At 69.0% G+C, this 18,950-nt stretch carries 19 protein-coding genes; 17 read left to right on the top strand and 2 right to left on the bottom strand.

The annotated features are described in order from the left end of the window. The first annotated feature begins 1 nt into the window (after window position 1). The 6 genes from BLP73_RS03585 (at window position 2) to BLP73_RS03565 (ending at window position 5,515) form a co-directional block, all read left to right on the top strand. Window positions 2–1,522 carry an aldehyde dehydrogenase (NADP(+)) gene (locus BLP73_RS03585; RefSeq protein ID WP_090740369.1) on the top strand — a complete coding sequence of 507 codons (1,521 nt, stop codon included), beginning with the start codon at window positions 2–4 and terminating at the stop codon, window positions 1,520–1,522. 19 nt (window positions 1,523–1,541) lie between these two features. Beyond that, a complete protein-coding gene (locus BLP73_RS03580) occupies window positions 1,542–2,225 on the top strand; it encodes a hypothetical protein (protein ID WP_139165880.1) in 684 nt (227 codons plus the stop codon). Beyond that, on the top strand, window positions 2,225–2,584 hold the full coding sequence (locus BLP73_RS03575) for a helix-turn-helix domain-containing protein (protein ID WP_090740366.1): 360 nt from the start codon (window positions 2,225–2,227) through the stop codon (window positions 2,582–2,584). Before BLP73_RS03580 ends, BLP73_RS03575 begins: the two co-directional genes overlap by 1 nt. Before the next feature lie 252 nt (window positions 2,585–2,836). After that, window positions 2,837–3,103 (top strand): hypothetical protein, encoded by a 267-nt coding sequence (locus BLP73_RS18920; RefSeq protein WP_175453222.1) that lies wholly within the window; start codon window positions 2,837–2,839, stop codon window positions 3,101–3,103. A gap of 575 nt (window positions 3,104–3,678) precedes the next feature. Continuing rightward, complete coding sequence (gene dusA / locus BLP73_RS03570) at window positions 3,679–4,653, top strand: tRNA dihydrouridine(20/20a) synthase DusA (protein ID WP_090740365.1); 975 nt, start codon at window positions 3,679–3,681, stop codon at window positions 4,651–4,653. A 52-nt stretch (window positions 4,654–4,705) separates the two neighbouring features. Next, window positions 4,706–5,515 (top strand): sulfite exporter TauE/SafE family protein, encoded by an 810-nt coding sequence (locus BLP73_RS03565; RefSeq protein ID WP_090740363.1) that lies wholly within the window; start codon window positions 4,706–4,708, stop codon window positions 5,513–5,515. Here the strand turns inward: BLP73_RS03565 and mazG are convergent. Continuing rightward, window positions 5,512–6,318: a nucleoside triphosphate pyrophosphohydrolase gene (gene mazG, locus BLP73_RS03560; protein WP_090740361.1), complete on the bottom strand. Its 807-nt coding sequence runs from the start codon at window positions 6,316–6,318 to the stop codon at window positions 5,512–5,514. The two genes, BLP73_RS03565 and mazG, sit on opposite strands and share 4 nt — an antisense overlap. A gap of 64 nt (window positions 6,319–6,382) precedes the next feature. Between mazG and BLP73_RS03555 the strand changes: the two genes are divergently transcribed. The 11 genes from BLP73_RS03555 (at window position 6,383) to ggt (ending at window position 15,743) form a co-directional block, all read left to right on the top strand. Then, window positions 6,383–7,561, top strand: coding sequence for a M20 aminoacylase family protein (locus tag BLP73_RS03555; protein ID WP_090740359.1), 1,179 nt, complete (start codon window positions 6,383–6,385; stop codon window positions 7,559–7,561). Between the two features lie 181 nt (window positions 7,562–7,742). After that, entirely contained in the window at window positions 7,743–8,075 is a 333-nt protein-coding gene (yajC, locus tag BLP73_RS03550) for a preprotein translocase subunit YajC (protein ID WP_090740357.1), read from the top strand. Between the two features lie 30 nt (window positions 8,076–8,105). Beyond that, window positions 8,106–9,770: a protein translocase subunit SecD gene (secD, locus tag BLP73_RS03545; protein ID WP_090740355.1), complete on the top strand. Its 1,665-nt coding sequence runs from the start codon at window positions 8,106–8,108 to the stop codon at window positions 9,768–9,770. A gap of 1 nt (window position 9,771) precedes the next feature. After that, entirely contained in the window at window positions 9,772–10,761 is a 990-nt protein-coding gene (secF, locus tag BLP73_RS03540; protein ID WP_090740353.1) for a protein translocase subunit SecF, read from the top strand. Then, window positions 10,761–11,114 carry an Mth938-like domain-containing protein gene (locus tag BLP73_RS03535; protein ID WP_090740350.1) on the top strand — a complete coding sequence of 118 codons (354 nt, stop codon included), beginning with the start codon at window positions 10,761–10,763 and terminating at the stop codon, window positions 11,112–11,114. The genes secF and BLP73_RS03535 overlap by 1 nt, the downstream gene beginning before the upstream one ends. After that, a complete protein-coding gene (gene ccmA / locus BLP73_RS03530; RefSeq protein ID WP_090740348.1) occupies window positions 11,111–11,740 on the top strand; it encodes a heme ABC exporter ATP-binding protein CcmA in 630 nt (209 codons plus the stop codon). The genes BLP73_RS03535 and ccmA overlap by 4 nt, the downstream gene beginning before the upstream one ends. Window positions 11,741–11,750: 10 nt before the next feature. Beyond that, window positions 11,751–12,407 (top strand): heme exporter protein CcmB, encoded by a 657-nt coding sequence (gene ccmB / locus BLP73_RS03525; protein ID WP_090740345.1) that lies wholly within the window; start codon window positions 11,751–11,753, stop codon window positions 12,405–12,407. A gap of 53 nt (window positions 12,408–12,460) precedes the next feature. Then, window positions 12,461–13,186 (top strand): heme ABC transporter permease, encoded by a 726-nt coding sequence (locus tag BLP73_RS03520; protein WP_090740343.1) that lies wholly within the window; start codon window positions 12,461–12,463, stop codon window positions 13,184–13,186. Further along, window positions 13,183–13,335 carry a heme exporter protein CcmD gene (ccmD, locus tag BLP73_RS03515; protein ID WP_090740341.1) on the top strand — a complete coding sequence of 51 codons (153 nt, stop codon included), beginning with the start codon at window positions 13,183–13,185 and terminating at the stop codon, window positions 13,333–13,335. The genes BLP73_RS03520 and ccmD overlap by 4 nt, the downstream gene beginning before the upstream one ends. Then, a complete protein-coding gene (locus BLP73_RS03510; protein WP_090740339.1) occupies window positions 13,328–13,870 on the top strand; it encodes a DsbE family thiol:disulfide interchange protein in 543 nt (180 codons plus the stop codon). The genes ccmD and BLP73_RS03510 overlap by 8 nt, the downstream gene beginning before the upstream one ends. Window positions 13,871–13,937: 67 nt before the next feature. Then, window positions 13,938–15,743, top strand: coding sequence for a gamma-glutamyltransferase (gene ggt, locus BLP73_RS03505; protein ID WP_090740337.1), 1,806 nt, complete (start codon window positions 13,938–13,940; stop codon window positions 15,741–15,743). Between the two features lie 177 nt (window positions 15,744–15,920). On the opposite strand, the gene acnA is transcribed toward ggt, so the two are convergent. Then, entirely contained in the window at window positions 15,921–18,701 is a 2,781-nt protein-coding gene (gene acnA / locus BLP73_RS03500; protein ID WP_090740335.1) for an aconitate hydratase AcnA, read from the bottom strand. Between the last annotated feature and the right edge of the window lie 249 nt (window positions 18,702–18,950).

Genomic DNA, 18,950 nt, shown 5'->3' with positions numbered 1-18,950 from the left:
CATGACGCACATTCCCCATGGCGATCACTGGATCGCCGGCACCAAGACCCGCAGCGAGGGGCGCTTCTCCTCCGCCCCGGCCACCGGCACGGCGCATGAGTTCTCGGCCGGGACCCCGGCGCTGGTGGATCAGGCCTGCGCCGCCGCCCATGCCGCCTTCCCGGCCTTCGCCGCCACAACCCGCGAGGAGCGCGCGAGGCTGCTGGACACCATCGCCGACGAGATCGAGGCGCGCGGCGAGGCGATCACCGCCATCGGCAGCGCCGAGACCGGCCTTCCGGAGGCGCGCCTTCAGGGCGAGCGCGGGCGGACCACCGGTCAGCTGCGCCTTTTCGCCGAGCATATCCGCAAGGGCGACTATCTCGACCGCCGGCATGATGCCGCGCTGCCGGGCCGCCAGCCGCTGCCGCGCCCGGACCTGCGCATGATCCAGCGGCCGATCGGGCCGGTGGCGGTCTTTGGCGCCTCGAACTTCCCGCTGGCCTTCTCGGTCGGGGGCGGCGACACCGCCGCGGCCCTCGCCGCCGGCTGCCCGGTCGTCGTCAAGGGTCACTCCGCCCATCCCGGCACCGGCGAGATCGTCGCGGACGCTATCGCCGCCGCCATCGAGAAGCTGGGGATGGACCCGCGCATCTTCAGCCTCGTCCAAGGCGGCAAGCGCGACGTGGGCGAGGCGCTGGTGCAGGACCCGCGCATCAAGGCGGTGGGCTTCACCGGCTCGCTCGGCGGGGGCCGCGCCCTCTACAACCTCTGCGCCGCGCGCCCCGAGCCGATCCCCTTCTTCGGCGAGCTGGGCTCGGTCAACCCGATGTTTGTGCTGCCCGAGGCGGCCGCCGCGCGGGGCGAGGCGATCGGCAAGGGCTGGGCCGGCAGCCTTCTGATGGGCGCGGGCCAGTTCTGCACCAACCCCGGCATCGCGGTGATCAAGGACGGCCCCGAAGCTGAAGCCTTCGCCGAGGCCGCCCGGGCGGCGCTTGCCGACGTGCAGCCCCAGGTGATGCTGACGGATGGCATGGCCGAGGCCTACCGCCAGGGCGCGGCGCGCGTCGCGGCGGGCACGGGCGTGCGCGCGCTCCTGGAGCAGGACTGCTCGGGCCGCACCTCGCTGCCCTATCTCTTCGAGGTCGCGGCGGCCGACTTCCTCGGCAACCACGAGCTGGCCGAGGAGGTCTTCGGCCCGCTCGGGCTGATCGTGCGGGTCAGGGACGCGGCGCAGATGGAGGAGGTCGCGGCCAGCTTCGGCGGCCAGCTGACGGTGACGCTGCAGCTGGACGACGCGGACGCCGAGCTGGGCCAGCGCCTTCTGCCGGTGGCCGAACGGATGGCGGGGCGGGTTCTCTGCAACGGCTTTCCGACGGGGGTCGAGGTGGCGGACGCGATGGTCCATGGCGGGCCCTATCCGGCCAGCACGAACTTCGGCGCGACCTCGGTCGGCACCCTCTCGATCCGCCGCTTCCTGCGCCCGGTCTGCTACCAGAACCTGCCCGACGCGCTGATCCCCGCGGACCTGCGCGAGATCTGAGCCCATCCGCCTGTCCCTGGTGCAGTTCGACGATCATGCCGGGCAGATGTGCCTCGAGACGATCCATATCGCGCGTCGCGTGGCCGAGGTCCCTCTGCTGCAGCAGACGGACTTCCAGCCGCGGGGCGGCACTCCGCTGCTCGATGCGATCATGGACACGATCGCGGCCATCAGTTCTTCCCTGGAGGGGCGTGAGCCGGGCGAGGTGAAGGTGATCGTTGCGATCCAGACGGACGGGGAAGAGAACGCATCGCGCCGTCATGGCTGGGAGGAGGTGAAGGGCCGGATCTGCGCGATGGAGCAGCAGGGCTGGGAGTTCATCTTCATGGGGGCTGGCTTGCGAGAAGAGGCCTACAACATGGGCCGGAAGCTTGGGCTGAAGGATGACAAGATCGTGGCTTACGGCACCGATCGCGAGGCGACCCGATCGATCTTCGAGGCCACGGCCGCGAACATGTCACTGTTCGCCTCCGGCATGGCCTTGAGCACCTCCTATTCCAGTGCGCAGAAGGTTACGGCAGGTGATGCCTTCGGCGGGGATGAAGCCTGTGAGGATGGCCCAGAACCCGACCTCGGTGGTGCGAGCGGAGTCGATCTCGACACCCTCGCGCCGCTGCCGGCGGCATCGCCCGACCCTGTCCCGTTCATGCGCCGCGCCCGCGTCGACAGCGCGGTCATGTCGGAGCCAGAGGAGCCATCCTAATGCCGCAAGATGACAGGGACGCTGAGGCGCCGGAACCGGTTGAGCCGACAGCATCGGCCCGGGGACGTGGCCGCCCCCGCAAGGGCGAGGGGCGCGACCATCGCGAGGAGCGGAAGTTTCCGCGCATCCTCGGGGCGCTGCGCGAAAGCCGGGGTTACAGCCAGAGCGAGCTCAGCACTTCGCTCGAGATGACCCCGGCATACCTCTCGCAACTCGCGACAGGCTCGAAGGTCCCGCGGCCCGAAACCATCGACCGCCTCGCGACCGCTCTCGATCTGTCGGAAGAAGAGACGCGCAAGCTCCACTTGGCCGCGGCGCGAGACATGGGCTTCCGCCTCGATCTGCCGGACGACTTCTGACCGTGCCTTCCGGCGTCGTCGCGGCGATCGCGGCAGATGGATCTGGCGGCGCATCTTCGGCGCCGCGCGTGATCGCTGGCGTGCGATATCCGTCGCCTCAAGACGATCATCGCCAAGGTTGATCGCACTCCAGTTGGCACCGGCTTTCATGGACTCCTGAGCGAGCTTCCATCCTTCTTGTGCTCGTCTCGAAGGCCCGAGGCTTACGTCTGAGGCTCGACCAACTTCTTGAACAACGAGCGATTCGAGCGCATGCTGAATCATCCACAGAAAGGACATATCATGTCTCGCTTGTTCGTGACCGTAATGGTCTCGGCCGGCCTGCTGGCACCTGCAGGCCTGGCGCAGACCGCCGGCATTCCAGCACAGGGAACAGACACCGCGCCCTTAGCCGAGGGAGCGCCTGCCGCTGCACCTGCGACAGGCCGTGCCGCCTCCGGCAAGATCAACCTGCGCAACTGCCCCAAGCACAACATGAGCAACTGTCGCGGCGTCGTCATGCACAGGCGCGGCCGCTGATAAGATCCGCGCTTCTGGCGCCGCAGTCAGGCGCGCACCTGCTGGTGACGTGCCGGAAAGCGGCAAACGGTCGCGTCAGCCACGAAATGAGCGAGCGGCGGGCGTCTTAGGTCATCGGCTCATGTCGGATGACCATGCACAATGAGGCGATCCGGCAGGATGACGCTGTGCTGCGCGAGCAGCTGTAAGAACTGGCTCGGCTGCGTTTGTCCAGTGTGGCGCCATCGGTCCAAGGGCCCATGAACGCCGGTTCGGCTATCGGCGGCTGCGTGTCTTCCAGCGCCGCGAGGAACACGAGGTGACTCAAATGCATCTGCCGCGAGGAGCGGCTGCATGTCCGGTGCCGCGGCGGGCGCAAGGGGGCGACAGGCACGCGAGGCTCGATGGCCCTGCCGCTGATGCCAGGCCAGCGTAGGTCGCGGGACCCTCGCGCCCATTAGGGCCTGCCACCCAATCTGCTACACTGCAGCAACTCCGCTCGCGGACCTTGGCAAAATGCTGCATAACGCGCCGAAGCCGGGTGCGTACAGAGCTGGTTCTTGGCAGGAATAGACTTGGATAGCGATCTCGCAACAATGGCTTGGACTGCCTCTCGCCTTTCAGTGGCGCCCATGATGGATTGGACCGACCGCAATTGCCGGCGGTTCCACCGGCTGCTGTCGCGGCGGGCGCTGCTCTATACCGAGATGGTGACGGCGCCGGCGATCATTCATGGCGATCGCGCGCGCCTGCTGGATTTCGACGCCGCCGAGCATCCGGTGGCGCTGCAGCTGGGGGGCTCGGAGCCGGCCGAGCTGCGCGAGGCGGCGCGCATCGCGGCGGACTGGGGCTATGACGAGATCAACCTGAATGTCGGCTGCCCGAGCGACCGGGTGCAGTCGGGCTGCTTCGGGGCCGTGCTGATGAAGACGCCGGAGCTGGTCGCGGAGTGCGTGACCGAGATGCAGGCGGTCAGCCCGGTGCCAATCACGGTCAAGTGCCGCATCGGCGTCGACGATCAGGAGCCGGCCGAGGTGCTGCCCGACTTCATCGCGGCGATGCAGGCGGCGGGGGTGCGCCGCATGACCATCCACGCGCGCAAGGCCTGGCTTCAGGGTCTCAGCCCGCGCGAGAACCGCGAAGTCCCGCCGCTCGACTACCCGCTGGTCCACCGGATGAAGGCGGCCTTCCCGCAGATGCACCTGTCGATCAACGGCGGCATCGCGGACATGGACACGATCCGCGCGCAGCTGGAGGTGATGGACGGCGTCATGGTCGGCCGGGCGGCCTATCACCAGCCGTGGCAGGTCCTGGGGGCGGCGGACGCGCTCTGGGGCGAGACACCGCCCTTCGCGCATCCGGCCGAGGCGGCGGCGGCGATGCGGCCGCTGATCCAGGATCACCTCGGGCAGGGCGGACGGCTGCACCAGGTCACGCGGCACATGCTGGGCCTCTTTCACGGGCTGCCGGGCGCCCGCGGCTGGAAGCGCACCCTGTCCGAGGGCGCCTCGAAGGGCGGGATCGAGGTCTATGACGCCGCCCTGGCCGAGGTCGTGCAGCTTCAGACTTAGGTTGCAGATATTGCAACTGGCATGCGGCCGGCCCGCCCGTTAATCAGGGCGCATGACCGAGTTGATCCTTCCCATCATCGCGCTCGCCCTGACCGGCGCCTTTGCGGGCATCCTGGCCGGGCTGCTGGGCGTCGGCGGCGGCATCGTGCTGGTGCCGGCCTTCTTCTACGTCTTCAGCGCGGCGGGCTATGGCGGGCCGCAGCTGATGCAGATTTGCCTTGCGACATCGCTGGCGACGATCATCGTGACATCGCTGCGATCCGTGCTGGCCCACAACCGCAAGGGCGCCGTGGACTGGGACATCCTGAGGCAATGGGCGCCCGGCATCGGCGTCGGCGCGCTGGCGGGGGCGCTGATCGTCGGCTCGCTTCGGACCGAGACGCTGGCGATCATCTTCGGCGTGCTCGTCTCGGTCATCGCGGTCTACATGGCGGTCTCCAAGCCCCATTGGCGGCTGGCGGACCAGATGCCGCGCGGCGGCTGGCTGTGGCTGTTCTCGCCCTTCACCGGCTTCGTCTCGGTCCTTCTCGGGATCGGCGGGGGCAGCATCGGCGTGCCGCTGATGACGCTGCACGGACGGCCGATCCACCGCGCCGTCGCCACGGCGGCGGGCTTCGGCGTCGCCATCGCGGTGCCCTCGGTCGTGCTGTTCCTGATGATGCCGGTGGAGCTTGCGCCGCCCTATACGCTCGGCTCGGTCAACCTGCCGGCCTTCTTCCTGACCATCTCGATGACGCTGATCACGGCGCCCTGGGGCGCGACGCTGGCGCACAGGACGGATGCGGTGCGGCTGAAGCGCTACTTCGCCTTCTTCCTGCTGCTGGTCGGCCTGAACATGCTGCGCAAGGCGCTGGCGGGCTAGGCGCGCTCGGCCGCCTTCGCCGCGTCCCAGAGGCGGTCCATCTCGGTCAGATCGCTCTCCTCGGGGCGGCGGCCATCGGCGGCGAGCGCGGCCTCGATCGACCGGAAGCGGCGGGTGAACTTGGCGTTGGCGCGGCGCAGCGCCAGCTCGGGGTCGATCTTCAGGTGGCGCGCAAGGTTCGCCATCACGAACATCAGATCGCCGAACTCCTCCTCAAGCTGGTCCGGCCCGAGCGTGTCGCGCGCCTCGACCAGCTCGGCCGTCTCCTCGGTGATCTTCTCCAGCACGTCCGCCGGCCCCGGCCAGTCAAAGCCCACACGCGCCGCGCGGTTCTGCAGCTTGACCGCCCGCGTCAGCGCCGGCAGGCCGAGCGCCACGCCGTCCAGCGTCCCCCGCTCGGCCTTGCCCGCTCGCTCGGCGGCCTTGATCGCCTCCCAGTCCGCGACCTGCTGCTCGGCCGTCTTGTCGCGGCTCTCGGTGCCGAAGATGTGGGGGTGGCGGAAGACCAGCTTGTCGCTGATGGCCGCGGCGCAGTCGGCGAAGTCGAACATCCCCGCATCCTTGGCGATCTGCGCCTGGAAGACGACCTGCAGCAGCAGGTCCCCCAGCTCGCCCGGCAGCTCGTCCCAGGCCTTGCGCTGGATGGCGTCCTCGACCTCGTGCGCTTCCTCGATCGAATGGGGGGCGATGGTCTCGAAGGTCTGCTCGATGTCCCAGGGGCAGCCCGTGTCGGGATCGCGCAGGGCGGCCATGATGCCCAGAAGGCGCGTCATCTCGGTGGCGGGGTCGCGCGGGTCGGCCATTGCAATTCCCTCGGTCAGGCGGATGATGCCCCCTCGACTGCCACAGCGAAAGGCCCGTGTCCACATGCCCGTCCTGAACCGAATTGCCGACTTCGCGGACGAGATGACCGCCTGGCGCCGTCACCTGCACCAGCATCCCGAGCTGGGTTTCGAGTGCCAGCAGACCGCCGCCTTCGTGGCCGAGCGCCTGCGCGAGTTCGGGGTGGACGAGATCCACGAGGGGATCGGGCAGACGGGCATCGTCGCGATCATCAACGGGCAGGGCCAGACCACCGATGGCGGCGAGACCATCGGCCTGCGCGCCGACATGGACGCGCTGCCGATGGACGAGGAGACGGGGCTGCCCCACGCCTCGACCGTCCCTGGCCGGATGCATGCCTGCGGGCATGACGGGCACACCACGATGCTGCTGGGCGCGGCGCGCTATCTGGCCGAGACACGCAACTTCGCCGGCCGCGTCGCGCTGATCTTCCAGCCCGCCGAAGAGGGCGGCGGCGGCGGCGAGGCGATGGTGCAGGACGGCATCATGGAGCGCTTCGGTATCACCCGCGTCTTCGCCATGCACAACAACCCCGGCCAGCCCGAGGGCGCGTTCCAGACCACGCCCGGCCCGATCATGGCCGCGGTGGACACGTTCGAGATCCATGTCCGCGGCCGGGGCGGGCATGGCGCGCTGCCGCATCTGACGGCCGATCCCATCGTTGCGGCGGTGGCCATCGTCTCGGCGATCCAGACCATCTCCAGCCGCAACCACCATGCGCTGGAGGATCTGGCCCTGTCGGTTACGCAGATCCACACGGGCAGCGCGGACAACATCGTGCCGGACACGGCCTATATCTGCGGGACCGTGCGGACCTTCGCGCCGCATGTGCGCGACATGGTGCGCCGGCGGATGACGCAGATCTGCGACGGGCAGGGGGCGGCCTACGACGTCGAGGTGCGGCTGGACTATCAGGTCGGCTACCCCGCCACGGTCAACGACCCGGACCAGACCGCCTTCGCCGTCGCCGTCGCCGAAGAGATCGCGGGCGCCGAAAACGTGGCCGGCGAAGCGGGCCGCGAGATGGGGGCCGAGGATTTCAGCTACATGCTGAACGCCCGGCCGGGCTGCTACCTGTTTCTGGGGCAGGGCGAGGGGGCGGGCGTGCACAACCCCACCTATGATTTCAACGACGCCATCGCGCCGGTCGGGGCCAGCTTCTTCGCCCGCCTCGTCGAACGCGCCCAGCCTGCGGCACGCTGACGCGTCGGCACGGCCAGCGCGGGCTGACATCGGCTGACGTTTCATCACGAAGCCGTTCCGCCGCCTTGCCGGCGGGCGGTCCGGGGCTTTCTTGCCAAGGGCGGGCGGCGCGATTAGGTTGCGCGCCAATCCAGCCGGGCGGTGCGTGCGCGCCTCGCCTTCCCGAACGAAAGGACCGTGCATGTTCGCCACCCCCGCCTATGCCCAAGCCGCCGGAGGCGCCGGCGCCGGCGCTGCCTTCGCGCAGTTCATCCCGCTGATCCTGATCTTTGCGATCATGTACTTCCTGATGATCCGCCCGCAGCAGAAGCGCCTCAAGCAGCACCGCGAGATGGTGGGCGCGCTGAAGAAGGGCGACCAGGTCGTCACGCAGGGCGGCATCCTCGGCAAGGTCACCACCGTCCGCGACGACGAGCTGGAGGTCGAGATCGCGCAGGGTGTGCGCATCCGCGTCGTCCGCAGCACCATCGCCCAGGTCGTCAGCCGGACCGAGCCCCTCGCCGCGAACTCCTGAGCCGCCAATTCTTGAAAGGCGCAAGCCACCATGCTTCAGATCGACCGCTGGAAGCGCATCCTGATCCTCGGGATCTGCCTTCTGGGCCTGGCCTACGCCATGCCGAACGCCTTCTACACCCGCGTCGAGGCGCATAACGATGCCGTTGCCCGGATCGAGGCGACCGGCGTCACCACGCCCGAATTGGTGGCGGCGCGGGATGGCTGGCCGAGCTGGCTGCCCTCCAGCCTGGTCAATCTGGGACTCGATCTGCGCGGCGGCGCCCATCTCCTGGGCGAGGTGCAGGTCGAACAGGTCTACAAGGCCCGCGTGGACGCGCTGTGGCCCGAGCTGCGCCGCGCCCTGGCGGCCGAGCGGGACGCGGTCGGCGCGGTCCGCCGCGTTCCCTCGCCCGAGGGCACGCTGGCGATCGAGATCGGCAACCCGGACCAGCTGGCCCGCGCCGTCGAGATCGCGCGCGGCTTTTCCACGCCGGTGACGACGCTGACCGGCGCGGGACAACAGTCGCTGGCCATCGACGCGACGGGCAGCACGCTGACGATCCAGCTGTCGGATGCCGAGAAGGCGCTGACCGACGACCGCACGATCCAGCAATCGCTCGAGATCATCCGCCGCCGCGTCGACGAGGTCGGCACGCGCGAGCCGACGATCATGCGCCAGGGCGAGGACCGCATCCTGATCCAGGTGCCCGGCATCGGCTCGGCGGGCGAGCTGAAGGCACTGATCGGCACCACGGCCCAGCTGACCTTCAACCCCGTCACCGGCTCGACCTCGGACCCCGAGGCCGCGCCCGGCATCGGCCAGTTCCTCGCACCCTCGCTTGACCAGGAGGGTCTCTACTACATCCTCGAGGACAGTCCGGTGGTGACCGGCGACGATCTCGTGGACGCCATGCCCGGCACGGACGAGAACGGGATGCCCTCGGTCAACTTCCGCTTCAACCCGACGGGGGCGCGGGCCTTCGGCGCCTATACCTCGGCCAATATCGGCCAGCCCTTCGCCATCGTGCTGGACAACGAGGTGATCTCGGCCCCGGTCATCCGCTCGGCCATCACCACCGGCTCGGGGCAGATCTCGGGCTCGATGAACTTCGAGCAGGCGAGCCAGCTGGCGATCCTGCTGCGCGCCGGCGCCCTGCCGGCCGAGCTGGAATTCCTCGAGGAACGCACCGTCGGCCCCGAGCTTGGCCAGGACAGCATCGACGCGGGCAAGGTCGCCGCATCGGTCGGCTTCATCGCCGTGATCGCGCTGATGATCCTCAGCTATGGGCGCCTCGGCCTGTTCGCGACCGTCGCGCTGGCGGTGAACATGGCGCTGCTCTTCGCGGTCCTGTCGGTGATCGGGGCGACGCTGACGCTGCCCGGCATCGCGGGGATCGTGCTGACCATCGGCATGGCTGTTGACGCCAACGTCCTCGTCTTCGAGCGCATCCGCGAGGAGCTGCGGACCGCCCGCGGCCCTGCCCGCGCCATCGAGCTGGGCTACGAGAAGGCCATGTCCGCCATCGTGGACGCCAATATCACCACGCTGATCATCGCGGCCATCCTGTTCGTTCTCGGCTCGGGTCCGGTCAAGGGCTTTGCGGTGACGCTCACCATCGGCATCGTCACTTCGGTCTTCACGGCGCTCTTCGTCACGCGCCTTCTGACCGTCATGTGGTTCGAGCGCGCGCGCCCCAAAACGATCGAGGTCTGACATGGCATTTCGTCTGAAACTCGTCCCCGAGCACACCGCGATCGACTTCTTCCGCGCGCAGAAGATCACCTTCGGCATCTCGACGCTGCTGGCGGTCCTGTCGGTCGTCGTGCTGTTCATGAACGGGCTGAACTTCGGCATCGACTTCCGCGGCGGCACCACGATCCGCACCGAGAGCGCGCAGCCCGTCGATGTCGGCGCCTACCGCGCCGCGCTGGCGCCGCTGGATCTTGGCGACGTGGCGATCACCGAGGTCTTCGACCCGGGCTTCCGGGCCGACCAGAACGTCGCGCAGGTCCGCATCAGCGCGCAAGACGGCGTCGAGGCCGTCACGCCCGAGACGATCCTGGCGGTCGAGGCGGCGCTGCAGACCGTCGATCCCTCGATCACCTTCCCTTCGGTGGAATCGGTCGGGCCCAAGGTCTCGGCCGAGCTGATCCAGACGGCGATCTACGCCGTCCTCGCCTCGCTGGTGGCGATCTCGATCTACATCTGGCTCAGGTTCGAATGGCAGTTCGCCGTGGGCGCGATCGTGTCGCTGATCCATGACGTGCTGATCACCATGGGCATCTTCGCGCTGTTCCAGATCCGGTTCGACCTGACCACCATCGCGGCGCTGCTGACCATCGTCGGCTATTCGATCAACGACACCGTCGTGGTCTTCGACCGGCTGCGCGAGAACCTGATGAAGTACAAGAAGCGCGCGCTGCGCGAGCTGATGAACCTGTCGGTGAACGAGACGCTGTCGCGCACCGTCATGACCTCGGGCACCACGCTTCTGGCGCTGATCGCCCTTCTGGTGCTGGGCGGCGACGTCATCCGCGGCTTCGTCTTCGCGATCACCTTCGGCATCCTGATCGGCACTTATTCCTCGATCTACGTCGCCAAGAACGTCGTCCTCTGGCTGGGCGTCAAGCGCAACTGGGACAAGAACGACCCCGAGACGAAGAAGAAGTCCGCCTCGCCCTTCGAAGGCGCAGAGGAGGTCTGATGGCCTTCCGCTCCGCCGACTTCGAGGGCACGAACACCATTGAGGGCTACGGCCCCGGCTTCTTTCGCGTCGCGGGCGAGGTGATCCGGGGCGGGGTGCTGGTGGTGGGCGAGACGGCGACGCCCTGGGGCGGGCTGGCCGACGAGGCGCCGCTTCTGGCGCTGGCGGGGCAGGTGGACGTGCTGTTCCTCGGCACCGGCGCCGAGGCGGCCTATGCCCCGCGCGATCTGGTCGCCCGACTTGCCGCGCTGAAGGTCCATGCCGAGGCCATGCCCTCGCCGCAGGCCGCGCGCACCTACAACGTCACCCGCAGCGAAGGGCGGCGCGTCGCCTGCGCGCTTCTGCCGCTGTGAGACTGCTGGCCGCCGAGGGGCTTGCAGTCTCGCGCGGCGGCCTGCGGGTGATCGAGGGCCTCGGCTTCACGCTCGACGCGGGCGAGGCGCTGGTCCTGCGCGGCCCGAACGGGATCGGCAAGACGACGCTGCTGCGCTGCATCGCCGGCCTACAGCCGCCGGCGGCCGGCAGCATCGTGCTGGCCGAGGACGCGGTGGCCTATGCGGCCCATGCCGACGGGATCAAGCCGGCGCTGAGCGTGGCCGAGAATCTGGCGTTCTGGGCGCGGGTCTTCGGCGGCACCGGCGCGGCCGCGGCGCTTCGGGCGATGGATCTGGAGGCGCTGGCGGACCGTCCGGCGGGGGCGCTGTCGGCGGGGCAGAAGCGCCGCCTCGGCCTCGCGCGGCTCATGGTGACCGGGCGGCCGCTCTGGGTGCTGGACGAGCCGACGGTCTCGCTGGACGCGGCCTCGACCCTGCGCTTCGCCGAAGTGGTCCGAGCGCATCTGGACGGCGGAGGCGCCGCGCTGATGGCGACGCATATCGAGCTGGGGATCGCGGGGGCGCGGGCGCTGGACCTGACGCCCTACCGGGCCAGCGGCGCGGCGCCGGCCCGGCCGCACAGCTTCAACGAGGCCTTCGCATGAGGAGCCGCCCGTGCTGGCGCTGCTGATCCGCGACCTGCGCCTGGCGGTCCGCGCCGGCGGCGGCTTCGGCCTCGGCGTCGCCTTCTTCCTGATCCTGTCCGCGCTGGTCCCGTTCGGGGTCGGCCCGGACCGCGCCGCGCTGGCCCCCGTGGCGCCCGGCATCCTGTGGGTCGGCGCGCTGCTGGCCTGCCTTCTCTCGCTGGACCGCATCTTCGCGCTGGATCACGAGGACGGAAGCCTCGATCTGCTCGCCACCGCGCCCCTGCCGCTGGAGGGGGCGGTGGCCGTCAAGGCGCTCGCGCACTGGATCACCACCGGCCTGCCGCTGATCCTTGCCGCGCCGCTCTTCGGCGTCCTCTTGCAACTGCCGCCCGCCGCCATGCCTTGGCTCATCGTCTCGCTGCTGGTCGGCACGCCGGCCCTGTCGATGCTGGGAGCTTTCGGCGCGGCGCTGACGGTGGGCCTGCGCCGCGGCGGGCTGCTGATGTCGCTGCTGGTCCTGCCGCTCTACATCCCGACGCTGATCTTCGGCGCCGAGGTCACCCGCCGCGGGGCCGAGGGTCTGGGCGCCGCGACCCCGCTGGTCTTCCTTGCCGGCATCACGCTCGGCGCGCTGGCGCTGATACCCTTCGCCGCATCGGCCGCGCTGCGGGTCAATCTGCGGTGACCGCGACCTTCATGGGGCTTGAGCGTCCCTGCCGCCCCCGATAGGACAGGCCCATGTCGCTCTGGGAATACGCCAACCCCGTCAGGTTCATGCAGGTCTCGGGCAGGATGCTGCCCTGGGTCGCCGCCGGCGCCGTCATCGGCACGGTCGGAGGGCTCGGCTGGGGCTTCCTGACGCCGGACGACTTCCGCCAGGGCTCGACGGTCAAGATCGTCTTCCTGCACGTGCCGGCGGCGATGATGGCGATCAACATCTGGGTGATGATGCTGGTCGCCTCGCTCATCTGGATCATCCGCCGCCACCATGTCAGCGCGCTGGCCGCCAAGGCCGCCGCCCCCATCGGCGCGGTGATGACGCTGATCGCGCTGGCGACCGGCGCGCTCTGGGGCCAGCCGATGTGGGGAACGTGGTGGGAATGGGACCCGCGCCTGACCTCGTTCCTGATCCTGTTTCTCTTCTACCTGGGCTACATCGCCCTCTGGTCGGCGATCGAGGACCCGGACAGCGCCGCCGACCTGACAGGGGTTCTCTGCCTCGTCGGCTCGGTCTTCGCGCTGCTCTCGCGCTACGCGGTCCTCTTCTGGAGCCAGGGTCTGCACCAGGGCGCCAGCCTCTCGGTGCAGTCCGGCGAGCGGATGAGCCATGTCTACCGCTATCCTCTCTATCTCGCGATGATCGGCTTCGGGCTGCTGTTCCTGACCCTGCTGCTGATCCGCACCCGCACCGAGATCCGCAAGCGCCGCCTCGCCGCGCTTCTGGCACGGGAGACGCGCGCATGATCGACCTCGGCCGCTACGCCTTCGCCGTGCTCGCCTCCTACGGGATCGGGCTTGCGCTGCTGGGAGGCCTTGTCTGGCACACGCTGGCCGCCAATGCCCGCGCCCGCCGCGCGCTTGAGACCCACGAAAGACGGAGCGACAATGGCTAGGTTCTCGCCGCTGGTCATCCTGCCGCCGGCGCTGTTCGCCGCACTGGCGGTCACCTTCCTCTGGGGCATGAACCGGGACGAGCCGGGCGTGGTCCCCTCGGCCATCGTCGGCAGCAGCGCCCCGCCGGTGCCCGAGGGCGCCCTGGAGGGCAAGACGCCGCTGACGGTCGAGATGCTGGCCGAGCCGGGCGTCAAGCTGGTGAATTTCTGGGCCAGCTGGTGCCCGCCCTGCCGGCTGGAGCATCCGACGCTGATGCAGCTCTCGCAGGAGATCCCCGTCTATGGCATCGCCCTGCGCGACAACCCCTCCAACGCGCTGTCCTTCCTGGCGCAGGACGGCGATCCCTTTGCCGCCATCGCGGACGACCCGCGCGGCCGCGCGGCGATCGATTGGGGCGTGACCGCCCCGCCCGAGACCTTCATCCTCGACGGGCAGGGCAACGTCCTCTACCGCTTTGCCGGCCCGCTGGTCGATGCCGATTACGAGACCCGCTTCCGCCCGCAGCTCGACGCGGCGCTTTCCGCCGAGGAGTAAGCCGCGGGTTGCACCCGCATTATGTGCAGGCCAAACTTCTCCCATCACATCAAGGGGAGGGTCTGGCATGACACGGACAGGTCTGGCACTGGCGCTGCTGCTCGGCAGCGCGGCCATGGCGGGGGCGCAGCAGGCGGCGGATGCCGTCGCGCCCGAGGGCGCATCCGGCTTCGACGTCAGGACCGAGGGCTTCGGCGATCTGACCGAGGCGGCGCAAGACGGGCTGACCGCGAAATCCGAAAGCACCCCGGTCACGGCCGAGAACTGGATGGTCAGCGCGGCCCATCCCCTGGCGGTCGAAGCCGGGGCGCGGGTGCTCGAGGCGGGCGGCAGCGCGGCCGATGCGATGGTCGCGGTGCAGGTCGTCCTCGGCCTCGTCGAGCCGCAAAGCTCGGGCCTCGGCGGCGGCGCCTTCGTCGTCTTTTACGACGCCGAGACGGGCGAGGTGACGACCCTCGACGGCCGCGAGACAGCGCCCCTCGCCGCGACGCCGACCCTCTTTCAGAACGAGGAGGGCGAGCCGCTGGCCTTCATGGAGGCGGTGGTCGGCGGCCGCTCGGTCGGCACGCCCGGAACGCCGGCGCTGATGGAGATGGCGCATCGCAAATGGGGCCGCGCGAACTGGGCGAGCCTTTTCGAGGACGGCATCCGCCTGGCCGAGGACGGCTTCACCGTCTCGCCCCGCCTCGCCACGCTGGTCGCCGGCGAGGGGGACGCGCTGGCACGCTACGCTGCCACGACCGACTACTTCTTCCCGGATGGCGCGCCGGTGGCCGAGGGCACGACGCTGACCAACCCGGCCTATGCCGAGACACTGCGCGCCTTGGCCGCCGAGGGCGCGGACGCCTTCTACCGCGGCGAGATCGCGCAGGAGATTGTCGCGGCGGTGCGCGGGGCCGAGGACAATCCGGGCCTTCTGTCGCTTCAGGACCTCGCCGCCTATCGCGTGGTCGAGCGTCCGGCGGTCTGCGTCGAATACCGCGCCCATGACGTCTGCGGCATGGGCCCGCCCTCGTCGGGTGGACTGACGGTGGGGCAGATCCTCGGGATGCTGGAAGGGTTCGACCTGGGCGCAATGGGCCCCGAGAGCCCCGAGGCCTGGCGCCTGATCGGCGACGCCTCGCGCCTCGCCTTCGCCGACCGGGGCCGCTACATGGCCGACGTGGACTTCGTGCCCATGCCGACCGAGGGGCTGATCGACCGCGCCTACCTGGACAAACGCGCCGAGCTTCTGCAGGGCGACGACAGCCTGCCCGAGGTCACGCCGGGCCAGCCGGGCTGGAGCCACGCCTCGCTCTGGGGCCAGGACAGCGCGCTGGAGCTGCCTTCGACCACCCATATCTCGATCGTGGACGCCGACGGGAACGCCCTGTCGATGACCACGACCATCGAGAACGGCTTCGGCTCGCGCGTGATGGCGGGCGGGTTCCTCCTGAACAACGAGTTGACCGATTTCAGCTTCGAGACGCATGACGCGGACGGATGGCCCATCGCGAACGCCATCGCTCCAGGCAAGCGGCCGCGCTCGTCCATGGCGCCGACCATCGTGATGCAGGACGGCGCGCCCGTCATGGTCATCGGCTCGCCGGGCGGCAGCCGGATCATCGGCTATGTGGCCAAGGCCATCATCGCCCACCTGGACTGGGACCTGAACATTCAGGAGGCGATCGCCAGCCCGAACATCGTGAACCGCTTCGGCCCGATGGACATCGAGGCGGGACTCCCCGCCGTGCTGACGGACGAGCTGACCGCGCTTGGCTTCGAGCTGAACGAGACCGAACTGACCTCGGGCCTGCAGGGCATCGTGATCGGGCCGGAGATCCTGGAAGGCGGGGCCGATCCGCGGCGCGAGGGGATCGCCATCGGGGGCTGACGGCGAGCGGGCAGGGGGCTGCCGCCCCCGCCTGCTGCGCAGGCTCCCCCGCGGATATTTTCATGAAGAAGAAGGGGCGGCGCGGTGCTTCTTCTTCACTCGAGAATACAGATTTTAAGCTCGCAACGAAAAACCCCCGGCGGTCTGCCGGGGGTTTTCTTTGTCACGAGCGCCGGATCAGGCGGCGGCGAGGTTGCGCAGCACGTAGTGCAGCACGCCGCCGTTCTTGAGGTAGTCGATCTCGACCTCGGTATCGACGCGGGCCTTCAGCTGGATCGTCTTCTCGGTGCCGTCCGCGTAGGTGATGGTGCAGGGCACCATGGACAGCGGCTTGAACTCGCCCGAGAGGCCCTCGATCGTGATGGTCTCGTCGCCGGTCAGGTTCAGCGAGTGGCGGGTGTCGCCGTTCGTGAACTCGAAGGGGACGACGCCCATGCCGACGAGGTTCGAGCGGTGGATGCGCTCGAAGCTTTCCGCGATGACCGCATTGACGCCGAGGAGGTTGGTGCCCTTGGCCGCCCAGTCACGCGACGAGCCGGCGCCGTATTCCTTGCCGCCGAAGATCACCAGCGGCGTGCCTTGGTCGGCATATTGCATGGCGGCGTCGAAGATCGCCTCCTGCTCGCCGTTCGGGCCCTTGGTGTAGCCGCCCTCGACGCCGTCCAGCATCTCGTTCCGGATGCGGATATTGGCGAAGGTGCCGCGCATCATGATCTCGTGGTTGCCGCGGCGCGAGCCGTAGCTGTTGAAATCACGCGGCGAGACCTGGCGCTCGGTCAGGTACTTGCCGGCCGGGGTGGTTGGCTTGAAGCTGCCCGCGGGCGAGATGTGGTCGGTGGTGATCATGTCGCCCAGCAGCGCCAGGACGCGGGCGCCCTTGACGTCGCTGATCGTGCCCGGCTCTTTCGACATGCCTTGGAAGTAGGGCGGGTTCTGGATGTAGGTCGACGACGCGGGCCAGTCATAGGTCTCGCTGTCGGTGACCTCGACGCCCTGCCAGCGCTCGTCGCCCTTGAAGACGTCGGCATACTTGGTCTGAAACATCTCGCGCGTGACGATGTTGTGGACCATGTCCGAGACCTCTTTCGAGGTCGGCCAGATGTCCTTGAGATAGACCGGCTTGCCGTCCGGGGTATGGGCCAGCGGGTCCTTGGTCACGTCGATGTTCATGTCGCCGGCGATGGCATAGGCCACGACCAGCGGGGGCGAGGCGAGGTAGTTCGCGCGCACGTCGGGCGAGATGCGGCCCTCGAAGTTGCGGTTGCCCGACAGGACCGAGACCGCGACCAGGTCGTTGTCGTTGATCGCCTTCGAGATTTCCGGCTGCAGCGGGCCCGAGTTGCCGATGCAGGTCGTGCAGCCGAAGCCGACGAGGTTGAAGCCGAGCGCGTCCAGGTCCTCCTGCAGGCCGGCGGCCTTGAGGTATTCCTCGACGACCTGCGAGCCGGGGGCGAGCGAGGTCTTGACCCAGGGCTTGCGGGTCAGGCCGAGGTCGCGCGCCTTCCGGGCCACGAGGCCGGCGGCCATCAGCACATAGGGGTTCGAGGTGTTGGTGCAGGAGGTGATCGAGGCGATCACGACCGAGCCGTCACGCAGCTTGTAGTCCTCGCCCTCGACCGGGGCGCTGTTCAGGTGGCCGTGATCGCCGCCGGGGATCTGCTGCGGCGCGGGATCGGGCGAGCCGGCCTCGGCCGTCATCTTCTCCTTCTCGGCCAGCGAGACCGAGGCGGCGGGACGCATCCCCTTGATGTATTCGCCGAAGACGCGCGAGGCGTCGGTCAGCGGCACGTGGTCCTGCGGGCGCTTGGGGCCCGAGATGGCGGGAACGACGGTGCTCTGGTCCAGCTCCAGCGTCGAGGAATAGACGGGCGCGTAGTCCGCCGTGCGCCAGAAGCCGTTTTCCTTGGCATAGGCCTCGACCAGGGCGATGCGGTCTTCCTCGCGGCCGGTCTGGCGGAGGTAGCGCAGCGTCTCGTCGTCGATCGGGAAGAAGCCGCAGGTGGCGCCGTATTCGGGTGCCATGTTGGCGATGGTCGCGCGGTCGGCCAGCGGCATGTGGTCAAGACCCTCGCCAAAGAACTCGACGAACTTGCCGACGACGCCGTGGGCGCGCAGCATCTGGGTGACCTTCAGCACCAGGTCGGTGGCGGTCACGCCCTCGCGCAGCGCGCCGGTGACCTTGAAGCCGACGACCTCGGGGATCAGCATCGAGATGGGCTGACCCAGCATCGCGGCCTCGGCCTCGATCCCGCCGACGCCCCAGCCAAGGACCGCAAGGCCGTTGACCATGGTCGTGTGGCTGTCGGTGCCGACCAGCGTGTCCGGGTAGGCGACGGTCTTGCCGTTCTGGTCGGTGTCGGTCCAGACGGTCTGGGCCAGGTATTCCAGGTTCACCTGATGGCAGATGCCGGTGCCGGGCGGGACCACGCGGAAGTTGTTGAACGCCTTCTGACCCCATTTCAGGAACGTGTAGCGCTCCATGTTGCGCTCGTATTCCAGCTCGACGTTGCGCTGGAAGGCGCGGGGGGTGCCGAACTCGTCGATCATGACCGAGTGGTCGATGACCAGATCGACCGGGTTCAGCGGGTTGATCTTCTGCGCATCGCCGCCAAGGGCCTTGATCCCGTCGCGCATCGCGGCAAGGTCGACGACCGCCGGAACGCCGGTGAAGTCCTGCATCAGCACCCGGGCGGGGCGGTAGGCGATCTCGCGGGCGCTCTTGCCGCCATCGGCCGCCCATTGCGCAAAGGCCTTGATGTCGTCGGTGCTGACGGTGAAGCCGCCATCCTCGAAGCGCAGCATGTTCTCCAGCACGACCTTCAGCGCGGCCGGCAGCTTCGAGAAGTCGCCCAGGCCCGCCTCGGTGGCGGCGGCGATCGAGTAGTAGTCGACGCTTTGCGCGCCCGCGCTGAGCGTGCGGCGCGTCTTGGCGGTGTCGGTTCCGGTCTGGATGGGCATCAGGGCCTCCCTGTCTGGACGTGAGGATGGGTCGGGCTTGCCGCACCGCTTTGCCCCATCGACAGGCAGGGCGCAAGTGCGGCGGCACCGAATTGTATGCCGTGGCATACCAGAGACGCGCCTGTTGCTCAAGAGGCACGCAGTCGCCTGCCGGCGCGGTTAACGAAGCCTTGATTACAGCTTTAGGGACCAAGGCGGTATGGACGGGGGTGATGATCTCGATGGACACAGGGAACGGGGCGCGGCCCC

It is taken from the genome of Paracoccus tibetensis, assembly GCF_900102505.1.
Lineage (GTDB): Bacteria > Pseudomonadota > Alphaproteobacteria > Rhodobacterales > Rhodobacteraceae > Paracoccus > Paracoccus tibetensis.
This window is presented reverse-complemented; position numbering and strand designations above follow the sequence as displayed.